Source organism: Rhizobium sp. BR 362 (genome assembly GCF_036528765.1).
Lineage (GTDB): Bacteria > Pseudomonadota > Alphaproteobacteria > Rhizobiales > Rhizobiaceae > Rhizobium.
The window spans coordinates 291,583-308,784 of sequence record NZ_JARWGH010000005.1 but is presented as its reverse complement, the minus strand read 5'-3'; the positions used below and the strand labels follow the sequence as shown (position 1 = coordinate 308,784).

The following is a 17,202-nucleotide window of genomic DNA, read 5'->3' as shown; positions in this document are numbered from 1 at the left end:
GCTTAGCCAGCAAAGGTTGAAAAACCGTAAATGGTTTATAAACCGTTTATGCCGCTTGCTTGCGCGGCTTGACAAGGCCACGGTTGATCAGGAGTTCCGCAATCTGGATGGCGTTCAGCGCCGCGCCCTTGCGCAGATTGTCGGAGACGACCCAGATGTTGAGACCGTTTTCGACCGTCGCATCCTCGCGAATACGCGAAATATAGGTCGCGTCCTCACCGGCGGACTCGTAAGGCGTGATGTAGCCGCCGTTTTCGCGCTTGTCGATGACAAGGCAGCCCGGTGCTTCGCGCAGAATATCGCGAGCCTGGTCGGCGGTGATCTCATTTTCGAACTCGATGTTAACCGATTCCGAATGGCCGATGAAGACCGGTACGCGCACGGCGGTGCAGGTGACCTTGATCTTCGGATCGAGCATCTTCTTGGTTTCGGCCAGCACCTTCCATTCTTCCTTGGTGTAGCCGTCTTCCATGAAGACATCGATGTGCGGAATGACGTTGAAGGCGATGCGCTTGGTGAACTTCTTCGATTCGATCGGATCGGCAACGAAGACGGCGCGGGTCTGGTTGAACAGTTCGTCCATGCCGTCCTTGCCGGCGCCGGAAACGGACTGGTAGGTGGAGACGACCACGCGCTTGATCTTGGCGAAGTCATGCAGGGGCTTCAGCGCCACGACGAGCTGCGCGGTCGAGCAATTCGGGTTGGCGATAATGTTGCGCTTGGTGAACTGGGTGACGGCATCGGGGTTCACTTCCGGCACGATCAACGGCACGTCGGCATCGTAGCGCCAGGCGGAAGAATTATCGATGACCACACAGCCCTGGGCGCCGATCTTCGGCGAGAACTTCTTGGAGACATCGCCGCCGGCCGACATCAGGCAGATATCGGTGTCGGAGAAATCGTAGTTCTCCAGGTTCGAAACCTTCAACGTCCGATCGCCGAACGAAACCTCGGTGCCCTGCGAGCGGGCTGATGCCAGCGCTACGACCTCGTCAGCCGGAAAACCGCGTTCGGACAGGATATTGAGCATTTCGCGGCCGACATTCCCGGTCGCGCCCGCTACTGCAACTTTGAAACCCATTTCTCAAGCTCTCTTTCTCTTCTCTCCTCTTCAGCGAGGGGGGACCGCGGTCGTTAACGACCGGTTCCTGTCCCCGGCCGAGCCGGGGAGAGAGCGGCAGGCCAGAGACGTCAGACGGTTTTCGTCGTCGTTTTGGCCTTGGTTTTGGAAGAAACCGGAAAACGGAACTCCTGCCCGGCAAATTCTGCCAGGTGACCGAAGCTATCGATCTGTTCGAAGCGAACCATGGAGGTCTTCCTTTTCCGCCGCCGGTTCTAAGGGGTTTTCCACAGGAGTCAAGGATTTCCGCGTTCTCATCGAGGCGGGAACGCGGAAATCGACTTAGACCCTCAGCGATTGCTGTTGCGTGTGGATTCGAACAGGAACCAGGTTCGGCGTTCCGTCTCGTCCAGCCAGACTTCAAGCAGGCTGGCGGTGGCGACATCGCCATATTCATCGCAGACATCGTGGGCGGCGCGGATTTCGGCGGAAAGCCTGAGATTGTCATCGGCCAGTTCGGCGAGCATGTCCTGAGCGTCGACATATTCGGCATCGTTGTCGGAGATGCGCTGCAGCTTGGCGATGTGGCCGATCGAACGCAGCGTGGTGCCGCCGATCTTTCGGGCGCGTTCGGCCATCGGGTCCGTCATGGCGAAGATCTGCTCGCCCTGCTCGTCCAACAACAGGTGGTAATCGCGAAAATGCGGCCCGCTCATATGCCAATGGAAATTTTTGGTCTTGAGATAAAGGGAAAAGACGTCGGCCAGCAGCGAATTCAGTGCTGCGGAAATATCGCGTGTCGCTTCTTCGCTGAGATTGGTGCGGGTGCCCAGTTTCGATTTCGTATTGGCGTTATTCATGATGACGTGCTCCGTTTCGTTGGTCGCAACAGCGATCTCTCAGAGACTTTCATGGGAATTCACGGCGTTCGCCCGCCAGGGATCGCATTGCAGATAGGATCTGTCTTGAAAGTTTTCGCGGTCAAGATGTCGCTTGCAGCAAAAGCGCTGCGGGATCTACGAAAAACCCGAACAGCAAGGATAGTATGAAGACGGAGGCAGTTTGGCAATTGTGACCGGCTTGCCGAGCGGATCGGGGCCGCTATGGCGTGAGACAATGCCGCTTCCCTCGTTGGGAGGAAAGCGGCTCTGCGGCTAAGCGGTTATTTCAGACCACCGCCGGCATAGAGGGTTTCACCCGTCAGCCAGCCTGAATCCTTCGAAGCGAGGAAAACAGCGATGGGCGCGATATCGGTCGGCTGGCCGAGACGGCCAAGCGGCGTCTGTGAGACCATATGCTTTTCTAAATCGCTGCCGATGAGACCCGCTGCAATGACGCCTTCGGTCTCGACGCCGCCGGGCGAGATGGTGTTGACGCGGATGTTGCGCGGACCGAGTTCCTTGGCAAGGATTTGGGTGATCGAGGTGACCGCGGCCTTGGTCGCCGTATAGACTGCGGTGGCCGGCAGGTTCATGGTGACGGCGGTCGAGGCGATGTTGATGACATTGCCGCCTTCGGGGCCGAAATGTTTCACCGCTTCCTGTGTCGTCAGCAGCGTGCCGAGAACGTTGATGTTGAATTGCCGATGGAATTCCTCTTCGGTGATCTCTCCCAGCGCCTGGAATTGATAGACGCCGGCATTGTTGACGAGGATGTCGAGGCCCCCGAAGACCTCCTTGGTTTCGGCAAAAAGCCGCTTCACGTCGGCGGTTTTTGAGACATCGCCGTGCGCTGCGATCGCCTTGCCGCCCTTGGCGGTGATCTCGGCCACGACCTTGTCGGCGCCTTCGCGGCTCGAGGCATAATTGACCACGACAGCCGCACCCGCCTCGGCCAATGCCTTGGCGATGCCTGCGCCGATACCCTTCGATGCTCCGGTCACGATAGCGACCTTGCCTGCGAGCTTGCTCATGTTATCTCCTGTAGAGGTGTTGCTAGATAATTTTATAACTATCGAATTATCGGCGACGACGAGGCCTTCTTTGTTGACCGTCATCCCGTCCCTTAGATATTTAGATAATCATCTAATTGATACAAGAGCAGCGATGGGGGTATGCAAAGAAAAGAATTTCAAATGTTGGCAAGTTCCGCCATATAGGCATTCAGGACATCGCGCCGAAGCAGCAGGTTTGCAAACTTGCCTTCCCGCACGATTTCGATGAGGCCGGCGTTTTCGAGTTCCTTGATGTGGTGGGATATCGTCGCGGCGCTGACGGCGTGGCATTGCGTCAGCACGCTGCAAGGCATGGGCTCGGCGCGACCGCCGATTTCCTTCAGAATCTGCACACGGCGCGGCTCGGCAAGCGCCCGGGAAATCAACCCGAGTTGCCTTTCGCTCAGTCGCGTCTGTCCTGCATCGGTCATCGTTTTCGCCACACTCAAACGGGATCGGTTTCCCGCAAATTCACCGCTTCAGATATATGAATGCAGCGGATGCTTGGCAACCATTCAGGGTGCGGTGGTGTGTTGCATGGCCATATTGATGAGGGGAATTTTTTCCCTCATCCGCCCTCGTGGTTCGAGGGCGCTATGCGCCGCCTCACCATGAGGGCTAACCTCTTCTGGCTCCGCTCCTCGGAGTAAAGGACTTATCCTCTGCGGCTTGGCGCGGTATGCACCCTCATCCTGAGCTTGTCGAAGGACGAGGGTGGCCCCAAAGGCCGCGGCAAAGAGGTCACTTCCCCTTCAGCAGCGGCAATCTCGGCACAGGCCAGCCGGTCTCGCCGATGCGGAAAAGCAGGCCGTAGCGGGAATAGACGATCGCCGTCATGAAGGAAAACCAGCCGCCGAGCGCGAGGCCGGCGATGACGTCGCTCGGATAGTGTGCGCCGATCATCACCCGCGTGGTCGCCAGCCAGAGGGCACAGGCGACGAAGACGTAACGATAGCGCGGGAAGAGGAAGGCAAGTGCGACGAAGAAGGCGCCAATGGTGGTCGCATGGCCGGAGGGGAAGCTTTCGAAGGCGGCATGGCCGTTGAAAGGCGAGAAACCGAAAGGACCCCAATCCTCGAAATGCATGGGGCGGGCACGGCCGATGGCGCGCTTCAGGAGATTGGCGACGATACCCGAAAGCGCAATGGTCGTCAGCAGATAGCCGCCGATCTGACAGATGCGCAGGGCCTGGCAGCGGCAGCGTGGCGACTGCAGCAGCCGGCTGCCGGCCCAGCCTTCGAAGAACAGGAAGGTGCTGACCAGGATGATCCAGCCGGATTCGCCGAAATTGGTGAGCAACTTGCCGAAGAAATGAATAGGGGGCGCGATGTTCTTGATGGTCGCACCGACAGGCCAATCGAACAGCAGGGCAGCAAGCAATACGATATTGGCGGTCAGGAACAGGCAGATCTTCCAATGCGACGGTGCGAAACCGTTCTTGTTTCGCCGCCACCGCCTGTCTAAAGACGTCAAGATCGCCTGCATATCCACCCGCCTGTCGCCGGTACTCCCACCAAATCGGCGATCACCCGTAGCAGGCTCCTGCGACAGTTTTTTTACGGACTTAAGACTGTCCGCAGTTCAGCGAAGCCCATGGTTCAACCGCGGCCGCGGCCAAGCGTTTTGGCCTGTCGAGAAGACCAGGCCAAACCGGGAAAAGAGGACCGCAACGGCAAAGGCGATCCAGGCGCCGAGCGCCAGGCCGGCAGCGACATCGCTTGGATAATGGACGCCGATGATGATGCGCGAAGCCCCAAGCCAGATGCCGATGCCAATGAACAGCAGCCGGAATCGCGGGAAAAGCAGTGCCAGCGCCGTAAAGAGCGCACCCACATTGGCCGAATGCGCCGAGGGAAAGCCTTCAAAGAGAAAATCGCCGTGAAAGGGCTCGAAGCCGAAGATACCGTATGGGTCATAAAGAAGCGGCCGGGCGCGGCCGATCACGTATTTCAAAAGATTCACGATGATGCTGGTCGTGAGCACGGAGAGGCCGACATAGGCGACCATCCGGATGAGAAGAGCGGACCGGTAGCGCCCATGGATCGGCGAGCGTCGCGCGACGAAAAGGCCGACGGCAAACACGACGGCGATTGCCGCGAGGATCCAGGCCAGCCTGCCGATATCGGTAACGGCGTTTGCGACTTCGATCAGTCGCGGCGAGAGGTTTTTTGCAGCCTGTCCAAGCGGTGTGTCGAAGACGAGAAAGGCGAGAATGACGATATTGACGGCGGTCAGCGTATAGCCGAGCCAGGGAAGGCGGCGATGGCGGCTGCGGCTGATGTCATAGCGCCGCGCCAGTCTCTGCCAAAGTCGGGATTGCCTCTGGATTTTGATGACTGGCGGCGATGTCGATTCCGTGCTCATGCAACGGGAAATAGGAGTCCGTTGCGGTGAGTTCAACAAAAAGCCCTCGCTCTGCAAGCTGAGAGCGAGGGCTTGATGTTTCACGTGAAATATCAGGCAGCGATTATGCCGACAGAGCCTTGAATTCGGCGATGATGGCATCGCCCATTTCGGCAGTACCGACCTGGCGGCTGCCGGGAGACATGATGTCGCCGGTGCGGATGCCGCTGTCGAGCACGTTGGCGATCGCCTTTTCCAGCGCATCGGCTTCGGAAACCAGGCCGAAGGAATAGCGCAGGCACATGGCGAAGGAGGCGATCATGGCGATCGGATTGGCAATGCCCTTGCCGGCGATGTCAGGCGCCGAGCCATGCACCGGCTCGTAAAGCGCCTTGCGCTTGCCGGTCTTGGCGTCGGGTGCGCCGAGCGAAGCCGATGGCAGCATGCCGAGGGAGCCGGTCAGCATGGCGGCAACGTCGGAGAGCATGTCGCCAAAAAGGTTGTCGGTGACAATGACGTCGAATTGCTTCGGTTGGCGCACGAGCTGCATGCCGCCGGCATCGGCGAGCATATGCTCGAGCTGCACGTCGGCATATTTTTCCTTGTGCGTCGCGGTGACCACCTGGTTCCAGAGCACGCCCGACTTCATGACGTTGCGCTTTTCCATCGAGCAGACGCGGTTGTTGCGGGTGCGCGCCAGTTCGAAGGCAACGCCGGCAATGCGCTCGACCTCGTAGGTGTCGTAGACCTGGGTGTCGATGCCGCGCTTCTGGCCGTTGCCGAGGTCGATGATTTCCTTCGGCTCGCCGAAATAGACGCCGCCGGTGAGCTCGCGGATGATGAGGATATCGAGGCCGTCGACCAGCTCAGGCTTCAGCGAGGAGGCCGATGCCAGCGCCGGATAGCAGATGGCGGGACGCAGATTGGCGAAAAGCTGGAGATCCTTGCGCAGGCGCAGCAAGCCGGCTTCCGGGCGTACTTCATAAGGCACGCTATCCCACTTCGGGCCGCCGACGGCGCCGAAGAGCACGGCATCGGCCGCCAGCGCCTTCTGCATATCCTCTTCGGAGATGGCGGCGCCATGCGCATCATAGGCGCTGCCGCCGACAAGACCCTCGTCGGTGACGAAACCGGCATTCTTCGCCTCGTTCATATAAGCGATAATCTTGCGGACTTCGCCCATGGCTTCAGGGCCGATGCCGTCGCCCGGCAGGAGGAAGAGATTGCGCACTGTCATGGGAAAAGCCTCCGCAAAAGAAATAGGTTGCGGGTTCTTAGACCTGCAAATGCGGCTTTTCAAGCGAGGAAGGCGGTGAAGCGGTACGGTTTTGGGGCTTTTGAAAGCAGCCACCCGCCCTGCGGGCCTCCTCACCATGAGGGCTGATCTTTTGCGCATAGCCAAAGGCCGCTCCGGCGTGTACCTGCGCGAAAATAACCAGGATTTAGGGGGCCGACCCTCGTGGTTCGAGGCTGCGCCCTTTGGGCTTCGCACCTCACCATGAGGGCGGAGGGAGTACGCGCTATCACGGGGCACATCCCGATCCCTCGGTAAGCTCATTCTTCGACAAGCTCAATATTGAGGCCGAAGTGAGTTCCAGGCGAGAGGATGAGCCCTCATGGTGAGGAGGCCCATAGGGCCGTCTCGAACCACGAGGGCGGTGATTAACCGCTTATTCAGCCAGCCCGAGCGAAGTGAGGTAGGCGGCCGAGGCCGGGATCTTCGACTTGTCCTTGATCTCGATGATCAGGCGCGGGTTGCTGCTGAGCTTGGCGAGGGCGGCGAAGACGGCGCGCCAGTGGATATTGCCTTCGCCAAGGCTCCAATGGCGGTCGGCATAGCCATCGGCATCCTGCAGGTGGACATGCTGCAGGCGGTTGCCGGCGGCGTGGACATAGTAGTCGACCGGCGGTGCGCCGGTGTAGCCGTGAGCGTAATGGGCATGGCCGGTGTCGATCGAAACGGCGACGGCGGGCGAATTGAAGCTGTCAGCTAGGGCGACGCGGATATGGGGATCTTTGTCCTCGATATTCTCGATAACCATGGTCAGGCCGATGTCCTCGGCGCGCCTGACGGCATCCTTCAGCGTCAGATGCGTATATTCGATGATCTTCTCGCGCTCGCCCTTGTTGTTGTCGAGGTTGTTGTAGGACCACGACGTATAAGGGCTATGGATGACCATTTGCGTGGCGCCGATATTGGCGCAGACGTCGAGTGCCTGCGTGAGGCGCTTGGAGACGACGGCGCGGATATCCGGATCCTGCGAGGCGATGATGAAGCCCCAGAACGGGCCATGGATGCCGAGGCGGCCCTGATGGCCGTCGAGCAGTTTGCGGGCGCGCTCTGCGAGCGGTGCCCAGTCGCCATTCAGTATTTCGGCTTCGACGAAGCTCTGCAGTTCGAGATCGCGCGGCTTTTCAAGCAGCCACTCACGATGGGTTTCGACGTCGGCAAGCGTCATTGCGGCGCCGACAATAGGAAGGGAAGTCATGAAATGCTCCGATCGGGAGGAGAAAATGGAGGGGCGGGAGCGGCCTGAAAGGCTCCGCAGAGGTTATATGATCCCCCTTTTTGTCGGGCATATTACAGCCGGCACAGTCATCTCCCCGCAATGGCATGAAAAGAAAAAGCCGGGCTTTTCAGCCCGGCTTCGACACGCAAATGTGATGATGAATTCGATCAGGCAGCCCAGGGGCGGGATGCGGCGTTCGTCTTTTCGAAGCTGTCGATCGCCTTGGCCTTTTCCAGTGTCAGGCCGATATCGTCGAGGCCGTTCAGCAGGCAATGGCGCTTGAATTCGTCGAGATCGAACTTGATCGAGCCGCCGTCCGGGCCGGTGATCTCAAGGTTTTCCAGATCGACCGTCAGGATGGCGTTAGAGCCGCGCGAGGCGTCGTCCATCAGCTTGTCGAGATTTTCCTGGCTGACCTTGATCGGCAGGATGCCGTTCTTGAAGCAGTTGTTATAGAAAATGTCGGCGAAGCTGGTCGAAATGACGCAGCGGATGCCGAAATCGAGCAGCGCCCAAGGGGCATGTTCGCGCGAGGAACCGCAGCCAAAATTGTCGCCGGCGACGAGGATCTTGGCATTCTGATAGGCCGGCTTGTTCAGGACGAAATCCGGATTCGGCGAGCCATCCTCATTGTAGCGGGCTTCGGCGAACAATCCCGTGCCAAGACCGGTGCGCTTGATGGTCTTCAGATAATCCTTCGGGATGATCATGTCGGTGTCGACATTGACGACCGGGAGGGGTGCTGCGACACCGGTCAACTTCACGAACTTGTCCATGGGGGTCCTGCCTTCAATTTTCGTCTATGCACGAATTATCCTGCCAATAGAGCAAATCCCTGCGAAAATGAAGGGGAATCTTGGAACTGCTCTGAAACCGGGCGCTTCGGCCGCAGTTCCGCCGTTCAGGAATTGCGCATGGATGAGCGCATTGGAGAGCGGCGAGGCGCCGCCCTGCCTTGGTCTGGCTTAGAGATCGATGATCGTGCCGCGACCGTCGTTCCAAACGCGCATTTCGCGCTGACCGTTCGCCTTGGCGCGCACCGGAGCAGGCTTCATCCGCAACGAAATCGCGCGGCCCACCATAATGACGGTGAGAATGCCGCCGACAGCGAGCGTGAGTGAAACGGTAAACAGCGCCAGGGCTGCAAACACGGTAATGCCGGCAAGCGCGATGAACAAGGAACGGATATTCTGCATGGTGGAGACCTCTCTACTCCCAGCAATGTGGTCCTCTCCCTTTCTCTCTGCAAGAGGAGCATGGCTTTTTGTTGTCTTGCCCGTTGTTGTCTTGCTTGGCGGCGGAAAGCGCGGCAAAACTGCGTCATGAGCCGTCCCGCCCCTCCCCGTTCCGTCCGCCTGCGCCGCTCGGTGCTGAGTGTCCCTGCGATCAACCGCCGTGCGCTTGCGAAGATAGCCGATCTTGATTGCGACGCGGTCATCTTCGATCTCGAGGATTCCGTGGCGCCGGAGAAAAAGGCGGAAGCGCGGGAGAATTTGCGGGCTTTTTTCGCCGGCCTGCCGCCGGCCGGCAAGGAAGAGACTGGCAAAGAAGATGCGGGCAAAGAGCGCATCATCCGCATCAATACGCTGTCATCCGGCTTTGGCGCCGAAGACCTGGAGCTGGTGCTGGCGCTCGAACCCGATGCCGTTCTTCTGCCCAAGGTCGATGAGCCGCAGGATGTGACTGTTGTTAGCGACAGGTTTGCCGAAGCGGAAGCGCCGGAGAGCCTGCGAATCTGGGCGATGATCGAGACGCCGCGCGGCGTCTTGAATGCCGCGGCCATCGCCGAGGCGGGCCGCACACTGGGAAGCCGGCTCGATTGTTTGGTCGTCGGTCTCAATGATCTGCGCAAGGAGACCGGCGTATTGCCGCAGCCGGGCCGGACCTATGTCGTGCCCTGGCTCATGCAGGTGATCTTGGCGGTCAGCGCCTACGGGCTCGACGCCATCGACAGCGTTTTCAACGATTTCAAGGATGTGGAAGCCTTCGACGCCGAATGCGCCGAGGGCCGCGCCATGGGCTTTGCCGGCAAGATGCTGATCCATCCGAACCAGATCGAAGCCGCAAACCGGCATTTCGGGCCGCACGAGGCCGCTCTTGCCGAGGCGGAAGCCATCATCGCCGCATTTGCCGATCCGGCAGCGGGCGGACTCAATGTCGTGAACCTTGGCGGCCGCATGGTCGAGCGGCTGCATCTTGTCGAGGCGGAAAGACTGGTCCATAAAGCGCGCCTAATTTCAGAACGTCCTCGTCCTTCGACAAGCTCAGGATGAGGGCGGCATGTTACGAAAGGCGATTTGATGAAACTTTATCGCTTCCTCAGCGGACCGGACGATTCTTCCTTTTGTCACAAGGTGACCGCGGCTCTCAACAAGGGATGGGAACTCTCGGGCTCTCCGACTTATGCCTTCAATGCTGCGACCGGCTTGATGCAGTGCGGCCAGGCGGTCGTCAAGGACGTGGAAGGCAAGGATTACGATCCGGAAATGAAGCTTTCAGAGCAGTGATCTGGAAGGAAAGTAAATTCTATCGTGACCCTCGTCCATAACGAACGAACCAAGCTATTGCCAATGCGCTTGATCGAGCGTCGACTGCCTGCATTGCTGCAGGTCTCATCGCTCCCGTGGTATCGGCTGTAAATGGCGCTGCAGCTTTACAGTTCTCCTGGATCGCTATCCTTTCCAGCGCCAGTTGGCTTTTTGCTGCTTTGACACTACATTTGGCAGCAAGACACGTTTGGGGAGGCTGAAAATATGAATAGCGCAGCCATCTTCTTTTTCTTCGTTTTACCCTTTGTCATCGCGGCGTTGGGTTGGGTAGCGGTACTCGTCAACGATTGGAATGATCGGCGGCAGCAGAGACTTCACCCTGGCGAGTAAATCGGCGGGCTTTATTCCTTTCCAGTATTTTCGGATGTGAAGGCGGGTCAGCGATCCGTTGCTTCCTCGGCGCTCGCCTCGATGCGCTCCATGTCCTCGTCGCTGAGGCCAAAATGGTGGCCGATCTCGTGGATCAGGACATGGGTGATGATGTCGCCGAGAGTTTCGTCATTTTCCGCCCAGTAATCGATGATCGGCCGACGATAGAGGCGGATCTTGTTTGGCATTTCCCCGGTTTGAGCGGTGAAACGCTCCGATATGCCGCGGCCTTCGAAGAGCCCGAGCAGGTCGAAGGGTGTTTCCAGGGCCATGTCCTCGAACACGTCGTCGTCGGGAAAGTCCTCGATGAGGATGATGAGGTTGCCGGTGAGCGAACGGAATTCGTCCGGCAGGTGGCTGTAAGCCTCCATGGCCAGAGATTCGAATGTGCTGATTGAGGGGGCGTGGCGGTCCCGCCAATCCTCGCTCTGGTCAATGCGGGCCATGAATGCTTCCTTCCTTAGCTGGTCATATAGAGCCTTTGTTTCGGTTTTTCGAGAGTGGAATCAGGCAGAGGAATATTTTCTCATAAAATGGTGTTGACTCTTCTTCTGACCTCTGGAATCCATAAGAACATAACAGGAACATAATGGATCTGGAGCTAACGTCATGGCTGAGGCCGCCGTGGCGCGGGAGACGCTTTTTGCCCTGCGTGAAACCATTGCCCGACTGGAAGGCAGGCCGATACCGGCGCTGGCAGCAGCGGCGCATGAGGCACGGGCGGCGGAGCCGGAGGCCGGTTCGGCCGATGCTGTCCAGCCGCTTGCGACAGGCGTTGCCGATCTCGACGAGGCGATGCAGGGCGGCGTGCCGCTCGATGCGCTGACGGAGATCCGTTCGCTCGCCTTGCGTGATGCCGGAGCGGCCAGCGGTTTCACCCTCGCTCTTGCTGCACGGCTCAGAGTTCTCGCTGCGCGGCCTGGGGGGCAAGCCGCCGGCAAAACCGCGGCCGTACTGCCGGTTTTATGGATCGGCGATACGGTCGCGGCGATGGAAGCGGGCTTGCCCTATGCGATCGGGCTTCGGGATTTCGGATTGGAGCCGGCCGGTTTTCTGCAGGCATCGCCGCGCAAGCTGGAAGAGGCGCTATGGCTGGCGGAGACGGCGCTTGTCAGTGCGGCCTTTGCGGTCGTCATTTTGGAGATACGCGGCAATCCGGTCCGCTTCGGGCTCACCGAAAGCCGGCGGCTTGCGCTTCGGGCCAAGGCGGCGGGACGGCCCTTGTTTCTATTGCGACAGGGAGGCGAGGAGGAGGCGAGCAGCGCTCTCTTCCGTCTCTCCGTCGAACCCGCGCCGGCCTTGGCACGGCCCCTGCCGGATGGATCGCTGCTTGGCGGCAGCATCGGTCATCCGGCCTTTCGTCTCACCCTGGAAAAAAGCCGCAACCCGGCGCCCTTTTCCATAACCCTGGAGTGGAATGCCCATGACCGCCAGTTTGCCCCTGTCCTCGACGCTCAGCACCCTGCCTTTCCCGGTGAATACGCAGCGCATTCTGGCGCTGACCTTTCCGCATCTGCCGACCGATCGGATCGCCCGCAAGCGATGGGGTCTGTCCTGGCGTTCGACCGGTCGGCTTGAGGCGCCGCCGCTCGCCTGTGCCGGCAAGCTGAACAATGCCATGCGGCTCACCGCGCTCAATGAAAGGGCCGAGACGATCGGCCTGAAGCTCGCGCAGGGCGTTGCCGAGGCGAAGGCGATCTGTCCTGCCCTTGACGTCGTCGAAGAGGATCCGGGGGCGGACCGCAAACTGCTGGAGGCGATCGCCGATTGGTGCGATCGCTATACGCCGCTGGTGGCGATCGACGGCAAGGACGGGCTTTTCCTCGATATTACCGGCTGTGCCCATCTCTTCGGCGGCGAAGAGGCGCTGCTCGAAGATATTCTGATCCGGATTTCCCAGCTTGGTCTCGATGTCCGCGGCGCCATCTCCTCCGCGCCGGGCCTGTCCTGGGCGGTTGCCCGCTTCGACGACAGCCGCGTCGTTCCCCCCGAGGCCATGGAAGAGGCGCTGGCGCCGCTGCCGGTCGCCTCGCTGAGGCTCGGCGAGGAAACCGTCGCCGCATTGCAGAAGCTGGGATTGAAGCAGGTGGGCGATCTTCTGGCCGCGCCGCGGGCGCCGCTGACCCGCCGTTTCGGCGCGCAACTGCTTTTGCGGCTCGATCAGGCCGTGGGCCTGAACGAGGAACCGATCTCGCCGCGCCGCCCGGTTGCGCAATTGTCAGCCGAGCGGCGGCTTGCCGAGCCGGTACAGGCGGAGGCCGATATTCTGCAACTGACACACCAGCTTGCCGAAACGTTGAAGCCCGGACTGGAGGCGCGTGGTGTCGGTGGCCGTTCCTTCGAGCTTTTGCTGTTCCGGGTCGATGGCGCGGTCTTCCGCATCGCCGCCGGGGCGTCGCAGCCGCTGCGGGAGCCGAGGCGGATCGCCGGTCTGTTTACAGAACGCTTTACCGCAGTTCATGATGATATTGATGCGGGATACGGCTTCGAAATCGTCCGCCTCAATGTCCTGGAACATGCGCCTTTCGACGCGACGCAGGACGATTTTGTCGGAGAGGACTGCCAGGACGGGTCGCTCGCTGCTTTTGTCGATCGGGTGGCCGCCCGCCTGGGGCCGGATTGCCTGCAGGGCTTCGAGTTGCAGGAAAGCCATATTCCTGAACGAGCCGTACGACCGATGCCCGTCGTAGAAATCCTTGCTGCGCACAGGCGGACGGGAAGCGAGCATGCCGGTCATGGCTTTTTCCGCGGGGAGCGGCCGCTCCGGCTGTTTCGGATGCCCGAGCCGATCGAAACCTTTGCCACCGAAGTGCCTGACGGCCCGCCTCGGCAGTTCCGCTGGCGGCGGATAACGCACCGGGTGCTGCGGGCGGAAGGGCCGGAGCGGCTTGCAGCAGAATGGTGGATCGACGAGGAGGATACGCCGACCCGTGACTATTTCCGCATCGAGGATGACGCCGGTCATCGTTTCTGGCTGTTCCGCAGGGGGCTCTACGGTCAGGGCGTCACACCGCCGAGTTGGTACATGCATGGGGTCTTCGCATGAACGGCCCTGCCCCTGCCCCAACCCCTGAAATCGCGCCCTTTTTCGAGATCGGGGCACGATCGAATTTCTCCTTTCTCGAAGGAGCTTCGCATCCGGAAGAAATGGTTCTGGCCGCCAAGGTCGCTGGGCTTAGTGGTCTTGGCATCGCTGACCGCAACAGTGTCGCCGGTGTGGTGAGGGCGCATATCATCGCCAAACAGCATGGCTATCGCTTTCAGCCCGGCGCTCGCCTGGTCTTTTCGGACGATACGCCCGACATCCTTGCCTTCCCTCAGAATCGCAAGGGTTGGGCGCATCTCTGCCGGTTGCTGAGCGCCGGCAATCTGCGTGCCGAGAAAGGAGACTGCGAGCTTTACGAAGCCGATCTCTTGGAATGGGGTGACGAGATGATGCTGGCGCTCGTTCCGGATGCTGCGAGCGTGGAAGCGCTGGAGGGACAGGCGAAATTGGAAGAGTGCCTGGCGCGGCTCTGGATGCGCTTCGGCAGGAAACTCCACATGGCGCTGTCGCCCGCCTATGACGGGCGGGATCATCTGTCCTTCGCGACACTCTCCCTCCTCGCGCTCAGAAACGGAGTGCGGTTGATCGCTACCAATCAGCCGCTCTATCACGCGAGCGAGCGCAAACCGCTTGCCGATATCGTCGTTTCGATCCGTGAACATGTCCCGATCGCCGAGGCCGGTTTCAAGCTGGCGGCGAATGCCGAACGCTATCTGAAAGGTGGCACCGAAATGGCGCGTCTTTTCAAAGATTATCCGAAGGCCATTGCCAATACGCAGAGGTTTTTTAGCCGGCTGTCTTTCTCATTGGATGAGCTGAAGCACAATTATCCCGATGAGAGTGTAGAGGGCGAAACCGTATCCAAAACGCTGGAGCGATTGACGCGGACAGGTGCCAAATGGCGATATCCCAATGGCATTCCGGAAAAGGTCGCCAAACAAATCGATTATGAACTCGAGCTGATCAAGCAGAGGCAGTACGAGCCCTATTTCCTGACGGTACATCGCATCATGGAGTATGCCCGCAGTCAAAATATCCTATGCCAGGGACGCGGCTCGGCCGCCAATTCCACGGTCTGCTATTGCCTTCGAATTACCGAGGTCAATCCACAGCTCACGACGCTTTTGTTCGAGCGCTTCATCTCGACGGAGCGGGAGGAGCCGCCTGATATCGACGTCGATTTCGAGCATGAGAGGCGCGAAGACGTCATTCAGTATATCTATAAGCATTACTCAAAGGAGCATGCCGGACTGACAGCGGCGGTCACCAGCTACCGGGCGCGTTCCGCCGGCCGCGAGGTGGCCAAGGCCTTCGGCCTGTCGGAGGATGTGCAGTCGGCTCTGGCGAGCGGTGTCTGGGGCTGGTCGACGGAGGAGCTGTCCGAGCGCGAGGCGAAAATTGCCGGTCTCGATCTTAAGGATCGGACGACGCAGCGCGTTCTTTCCTATGCCTCGACGCTGATGGGCTTTCCGCGACATCTGACCCAGCATGTCGGCGGCTTTGTCATTACCAGGGACAGGCTGGATGAAGTCGTGCCGATCATGCATACGGCGATGGATGATCGTTATATGATCGAATGGAACAAGGACGACCTTGATTCCCTCGATATTCTCAAGATCGACGTCCTGGCGCTGGGAATGTTGACCTGCCTTGCCAAAGCCTTCGATCTGCTCCTCCTCCACTATGATGTGAAGAAGGCGCTCGCCGATCTCGGCAATGCCAATCATCCGGACGGCAAGCCGGTCTATGACATGATCTGCCGCGCCGATACGGTCGGCGTTTTCCAGATTGAAAGTCGGGCGCAAATGAGCATGCTGCCGCGCCTCAGGCCTCGCGAATTCTATGATCTCGTCATCGAGGTGGCGATCGTCCGTCCCGGCCCGATCCAGGGCAACATGGTGCATCCCTATCTCAAGCGACGGGAAGCGCTCAGGCATGGCAAGGAACCGCATTATCCGAAGCCGGAACTGAAGGAGGTTCTGAAACGCACGCTTGGTGTTCCGCTGTTTCAAGAACAGGCCATGCAGATTGCTATCACGGCAGCCGGGTTTACGCCGGCCGAAGCCGACAAGCTGCGGCGAGCGATGGCAACGTTCAAACGGACGGGTACGATCAAAAATTTCGAAGATAAGATGGTCGAAGGCATGGCTGCGAGAGGATACGAGCGGGAATTCGCCAAAAACTGTTTCGAGCAGATCAAGGGTTTCGGCGAATACGGCTTTCCCGAAAGCCATGCGGCTTCCTTCGCGCTCCTCGTCTACGCTTCCGCTTGGCTCAAGGCCTATTATCCCGATGTCTTCTGCGCGGCGATCCTGAATTCGCAGCCGATGGGTTTCTATGCGCCGGCACAGCTCGTTCGCGATGCGCGTGAACATGGCGTCGAGATGCGGCCGGTGGATATCAATCATTCCAATTGGGATTGCCTGCTGGAGAAGGCGCGTTTCGATCAGGGCGCTGTCGAGCCGCGTCATGCATCGATGCGCGAGCTCATCAAGACGCAATGCGCCGTCCGCATCGGTTTCCGACAGGTCAAGGGCCTGTCGGAAGAGGAGATGAAGCAGCTCGTCGAGCGCCGTGGCGATGGCTATCGGTCCGTGCGCGATCTCTGGCTGCGTTCCGGTCTTGCCAAGGCGCAGATCGAGCGTCTGGCGGATGCGGATGCGTTCGGCTCCGTCGGCTTAAGCCGACGAGAGGCGCTTTGGGCTGTCAGAGCGCTCGATGCCGGCAGTGCGGCCGAAAAGCTTCCCCTCTTCGATCTTGCCGATCGCGCCGACCTGCAAGTCGAGCCCGCCGTTTCCCTGCCGGAAATGATGCCCGGCGAGCAGGTGATCGAGGATTATCGCTATCTCTCGCTGTCGCTGAAGGCGCATCCCGTGTCCTTCCTGCGTGCGGACTTTTCCAAAATGGGCATCGTGCAAAACCGCGATTTGCCCAATGTTGCCAATGGCAGGGTTGTGACGATTGCCGGGCTGGTGCTGGTGCGGCAGCGGCCGGGCTCGGCGAAGGGCGTGATCTTCATGACGCTGGAGGACGAGACCGGTGTTTCGAATGCGATCGTCTGGCCGAAGATGTTCGACAAGTACCGGGCCATCGTCATGGGTGCCCGGCTGGTCAAGATCCGCGGCCGCCTGCAGAGCGAAAGCGGCGTCATCCATGTGGTGGTCGACTATATCGAAGATATGACCCCGGCGCTGGGAATCCTGCAACGCGAAGCCAGGCGGTTCGGCGTGAGCGATCGGGCGGATGAGGCCCTGCGTCCGACCATGGATCACCGGCAAAAGAAGCGGCTTGCCGAAGCAAGCCGACCGATGCCGGAGCAGGTTGCCGAGACAGCGGCAGATGGCCGCAGCACGGCAAGCGTCATGCCGCGGGGTCGTAACTTCCATTGAGGT

The 17,202-nt window shown here is 59.8% G+C and carries 16 protein-coding genes; 5 read left to right on the top strand and 11 right to left on the bottom strand.

Annotated features, from left to right (window positions below):
• Positions 1–46: 46 nt before the first annotated feature.
• From QDY28_RS10060 to QDY28_RS10015, 10 genes are all read right to left on the bottom strand, one after another.
• The gene (locus QDY28_RS10060) at positions 47–1,081 is read right to left on the bottom strand and encodes an aspartate-semialdehyde dehydrogenase (RefSeq protein WP_283056482.1); all 1,035 of its coding nucleotides are present in this window, start codon (positions 1,079–1,081) and stop codon (positions 47–49) included.
• 329 nt (positions 1,082–1,410) lie between these two features.
• A complete protein-coding gene (locus QDY28_RS10055) occupies positions 1,411–1,920 on the bottom strand; it encodes a Dps family protein (RefSeq protein ID WP_331381534.1) in 510 nt (169 codons plus the stop codon).
• 302 nt (positions 1,921–2,222) lie between these two features.
• Complete coding sequence (locus QDY28_RS10050; protein ID WP_331381533.1) at positions 2,223–2,972, bottom strand: glucose 1-dehydrogenase; 750 nt, start codon at positions 2,970–2,972, stop codon at positions 2,223–2,225.
• Positions 2,973–3,130: 158 nt separating this feature from the next.
• Positions 3,131–3,424 carry a winged helix-turn-helix domain-containing protein gene (locus QDY28_RS10045; protein ID WP_028753764.1) on the bottom strand — a complete coding sequence of 98 codons (294 nt, stop codon included), beginning with the start codon at positions 3,422–3,424 and terminating at the stop codon, positions 3,131–3,133.
• A 310-nt stretch (positions 3,425–3,734) separates the two neighbouring features.
• Positions 3,735–4,478, bottom strand: coding sequence for a lipid A 1-phosphatase LpxE (lpxE, locus tag QDY28_RS10040; RefSeq protein WP_331381532.1), 744 nt, complete (start codon positions 4,476–4,478; stop codon positions 3,735–3,737).
• 96 nt (positions 4,479–4,574) lie between these two features.
• Positions 4,575–5,357, bottom strand: coding sequence for a phosphatase PAP2 family protein (locus tag QDY28_RS10035; RefSeq protein ID WP_331381531.1), 783 nt, complete (start codon positions 5,355–5,357; stop codon positions 4,575–4,577).
• A gap of 103 nt (positions 5,358–5,460) precedes the next feature.
• Entirely contained in the window at positions 5,461–6,573 is a 1,113-nt protein-coding gene (gene leuB, locus QDY28_RS10030; RefSeq protein ID WP_331381530.1) for a 3-isopropylmalate dehydrogenase, read from the bottom strand.
• Between the two features lie 433 nt (positions 6,574–7,006).
• A complete protein-coding gene (locus QDY28_RS10025; protein WP_331381529.1) occupies positions 7,007–7,825 on the bottom strand; it encodes a sugar phosphate isomerase/epimerase family protein in 819 nt (272 codons plus the stop codon).
• 188 nt (positions 7,826–8,013) lie between these two features.
• The gene (gene leuD, locus QDY28_RS10020; protein ID WP_331381528.1) at positions 8,014–8,622 is read right to left on the bottom strand and encodes a 3-isopropylmalate dehydratase small subunit; all 609 of its coding nucleotides are present in this window, start codon (positions 8,620–8,622) and stop codon (positions 8,014–8,016) included.
• 189 nt (positions 8,623–8,811) lie between these two features.
• Entirely contained in the window at positions 8,812–9,042 is a 231-nt protein-coding gene (locus QDY28_RS10015; protein ID WP_331381527.1) for a hypothetical protein, read from the bottom strand.
• 126 nt (positions 9,043–9,168) lie between these two features.
• Here QDY28_RS10015 and QDY28_RS10010 point away from each other — a divergent pair, with 126 nt between their 5' ends.
• Entirely contained in the window at positions 9,169–10,119 is a 951-nt protein-coding gene (locus QDY28_RS10010; RefSeq protein WP_331381526.1) for an HpcH/HpaI aldolase/citrate lyase family protein, read from the top strand.
• Positions 10,120–10,146: 27 nt separating this feature from the next.
• Positions 10,147–10,353 carry a DUF1737 domain-containing protein gene (locus tag QDY28_RS10005; protein ID WP_331381525.1) on the top strand — a complete coding sequence of 69 codons (207 nt, stop codon included), beginning with the start codon at positions 10,147–10,149 and terminating at the stop codon, positions 10,351–10,353.
• Between the two features lie 419 nt (positions 10,354–10,772).
• On the opposite strand, the gene QDY28_RS10000 is transcribed toward QDY28_RS10005, so the two are convergent.
• Entirely contained in the window at positions 10,773–11,210 is a 438-nt protein-coding gene (locus QDY28_RS10000) for a metallopeptidase family protein (RefSeq protein WP_028753756.1), read from the bottom strand.
• A gap of 163 nt (positions 11,211–11,373) precedes the next feature.
• Here QDY28_RS10000 and QDY28_RS09995 point away from each other — a divergent pair, with 163 nt between their 5' ends.
• Genes QDY28_RS09995 through QDY28_RS09985 form a run of 3 tightly spaced genes read left to right on the top strand, consistent with a single transcriptional unit; the run spans position 11,374 to position 17,199 of the window.
• Positions 11,374–12,342, top strand: coding sequence for an ImuA family protein (locus tag QDY28_RS09995; RefSeq protein ID WP_331381524.1), 969 nt, complete (start codon positions 11,374–11,376; stop codon positions 12,340–12,342).
• A gap of 40 nt (positions 12,343–12,382) precedes the next feature.
• A complete protein-coding gene (locus QDY28_RS09990; protein ID WP_331381619.1) occupies positions 12,383–13,810 on the top strand; it encodes a Y-family DNA polymerase in 1,428 nt (475 codons plus the stop codon).
• Entirely contained in the window at positions 13,807–17,199 is a 3,393-nt protein-coding gene (locus QDY28_RS09985) for an error-prone DNA polymerase (RefSeq protein ID WP_331381523.1), read from the top strand. Before QDY28_RS09990 ends, QDY28_RS09985 begins: the two co-directional genes overlap by 4 nt.
• The last annotated feature ends 3 nt before the right edge of the window (positions 17,200–17,202 follow it).

What these genes read in the sequence shown, in the direction of transcription:
- QDY28_RS10060 (WP_283056482.1), bottom strand. Translation starts at nt 1,081, where the DNA reads ATGGGTTTCAAAGTTGCAGTAGCGGGCGCGACCGGGAATGTCGGCCGC.
- QDY28_RS10055 (WP_331381534.1), bottom strand. Translation starts at nt 1,920, where the DNA reads ATGAATAACGCCAATACGAAATCGAAACTGGGCACCCGCACCAATCTC.
- QDY28_RS10050 (WP_331381533.1), bottom strand. Translation starts at nt 2,972, where the DNA reads ATGAGCAAGCTCGCAGGCAAGGTCGCTATCGTGACCGGAGCATCGAAG.
- QDY28_RS10045 (WP_028753764.1), bottom strand. Translation starts at nt 3,424, where the DNA reads ATGACCGATGCAGGACAGACGCGACTGAGCGAAAGGCAACTCGGGTTG.
- lpxE (WP_331381532.1), bottom strand. Translation starts at nt 4,478, where the DNA reads ATGCAGGCGATCTTGACGTCTTTAGACAGGCGGTGGCGGCGAAACAAG.
- QDY28_RS10035 (WP_331381531.1), bottom strand. Translation starts at nt 5,357, where the DNA reads ATGAGCACGGAATCGACATCGCCGCCAGTCATCAAAATCCAGAGGCAA.
- leuB (WP_331381530.1), bottom strand. Translation starts at nt 6,573, where the DNA reads ATGACAGTGCGCAATCTCTTCCTCCTGCCGGGCGACGGCATCGGCCCT.
- QDY28_RS10025 (WP_331381529.1), bottom strand. Translation starts at nt 7,825, where the DNA reads ATGACTTCCCTTCCTATTGTCGGCGCCGCAATGACGCTTGCCGACGTC.
- leuD (WP_331381528.1), bottom strand. Translation starts at nt 8,622, where the DNA reads ATGGACAAGTTCGTGAAGTTGACCGGTGTCGCAGCACCCCTCCCGGTC.
- QDY28_RS10015 (WP_331381527.1), bottom strand. Translation starts at nt 9,042, where the DNA reads ATGCAGAATATCCGTTCCTTGTTCATCGCGCTTGCCGGCATTACCGTG.
- QDY28_RS10010 (WP_331381526.1), top strand. Translation starts at nt 9,169, where the DNA reads ATGAGCCGTCCCGCCCCTCCCCGTTCCGTCCGCCTGCGCCGCTCGGTG.
- QDY28_RS10005 (WP_331381525.1), top strand. Translation starts at nt 10,147, where the DNA reads ATGAAACTTTATCGCTTCCTCAGCGGACCGGACGATTCTTCCTTTTGT.
- QDY28_RS10000 (WP_028753756.1), bottom strand. Translation starts at nt 11,210, where the DNA reads ATGGCCCGCATTGACCAGAGCGAGGATTGGCGGGACCGCCACGCCCCC.
- QDY28_RS09995 (WP_331381524.1), top strand. Translation starts at nt 11,374, where the DNA reads ATGGCTGAGGCCGCCGTGGCGCGGGAGACGCTTTTTGCCCTGCGTGAA.
- QDY28_RS09990 (WP_331381619.1), top strand. Translation starts at nt 12,383, where the DNA reads ATGCGGCTCACCGCGCTCAATGAAAGGGCCGAGACGATCGGCCTGAAG.
- QDY28_RS09985 (WP_331381523.1), top strand. Translation starts at nt 13,807, where the DNA reads ATGAACGGCCCTGCCCCTGCCCCAACCCCTGAAATCGCGCCCTTTTTC.